The sequence below is a fragment of the Pseudomonas asplenii genome (genome assembly GCF_001293465.1).
GTDB classification, from domain to species: Bacteria; Pseudomonadota; Gammaproteobacteria; order Pseudomonadales; family Pseudomonadaceae; genus Aquipseudomonas; species Aquipseudomonas fuscovaginae_B.
In genome coordinates, this window is the sequence record NZ_JSYZ01000072.1 from 1 (window position 1) to 1180 (window position 1180).

Sequence of the window (1180 nt, forward strand, 5' to 3'; positions counted from 1 at the left end):
CGTGCGGAACGAATCAATCCCAGCTCAGTGCACCGCCGGTCTGGTACTCGATCACGCGGGTCTCGAAGAAGTTCTTTTCCTTCTTCAGGTCCATGATCTCGCTCATCCACGGGAACGGGTTGGTGGTGCCCGGGTACTCTTCCTTCAGGCCGATCTGCGACAGGCGACGGTTGGCGATGAACTTGAGGTAGTCCTCCATCATCGCCGCATTCATGCCCAGCACGCCGCGCGGCATGGTGTCACGGGCGTATTCGATTTCCAGCTGGGTGCCCTGCAGGATCATCTGGGTCGCTTCTTCCTTCATCTCGGCATCCCACAGGTGCGGGTTCTCGATCTTGATCTGGTTGATCACGTCGATGCCGAAGTTCAGGTGCATGGACTCGTCGCGCAGGATGTACTGGAACTGCTCGGCGACGCCGGTCATCTTGTTGCGCCGGCCCATGGAGAGGATCTGGGTGAAGCCGCAGTAGAAGAAGATGCCTTCGAGCACGCAGTAGTAGGCGATCAGGTTGCGCAGCAGTTCCTTGTCGGTCTCGACGGTGCCGGTGTTGAACTGCGGGTCGGAGATCGAGCGGGTGTACTTCAGGCCCCAGGTGGCCTTTTTCGCCACCGAGGGGATCTCGTGGTACATGTTGAAGATCTCGCCTTCATCCATGGCCAGCGATTCGATGCAGTACTGGTAGGCGTGGGTGTGGATCGCCTCCTCGAAGGCCTGGCGCAGGATGTACTGGCGGCACTCGGGGTTGGTGATCAGGCGGTAGACGGCCAGGACCAGGTTGTTCGCCACCAGGGAGTCGGCGGTGGAGAAGAAGCCCAGGTTGCGCATGACGATACGACGCTCGTCGTCGGTCAGGCCTTCGGGGTTTTTCCAGAGGGCGATGTCGGCGGTCATGTTGACCTCTTGCGGCATCCAGTGGTTGGCGCAGCCGTCGAGGTATTTCTGCCAGGCCCAGTCGTATTTGAAAGGTACGAGCTGGTTGAGGTCGGCGCGGCAGTTGATCATGCGCTTCTCGTCGACGGCGACACGGGCCGAGGCGCCTTCGAGTTCGGCCAGGCCTTCGGCGACATCGAGGGCGTCGAGGGCGGCCTTGGCGCGGATGATCGCGGCGGAGTCGCTGGCGGTCACGGCACGGGCTTCGAGGGCGGCGGCACCGCCGGCGCTGTCCAGGCGATCGAGGGT

1 protein-coding gene is annotated in these 1180 nt (G+C 62.1%); it reads right to left on the bottom strand.

Going from position 1 to position 1180, the window contains the following annotated elements; translation table 11 throughout:
• Window positions 1-13: 13 nt before the first annotated feature.
• Window positions 14-1168: a ribonucleotide-diphosphate reductase subunit beta gene (locus PF66_RS31685; RefSeq protein ID WP_239688176.1), complete on the bottom strand. Its 1155-nt coding sequence runs from the start codon at window positions 1166-1168 to the stop codon at window positions 14-16.
• Window positions 1169-1180 lie beyond the last annotated feature (12 nt).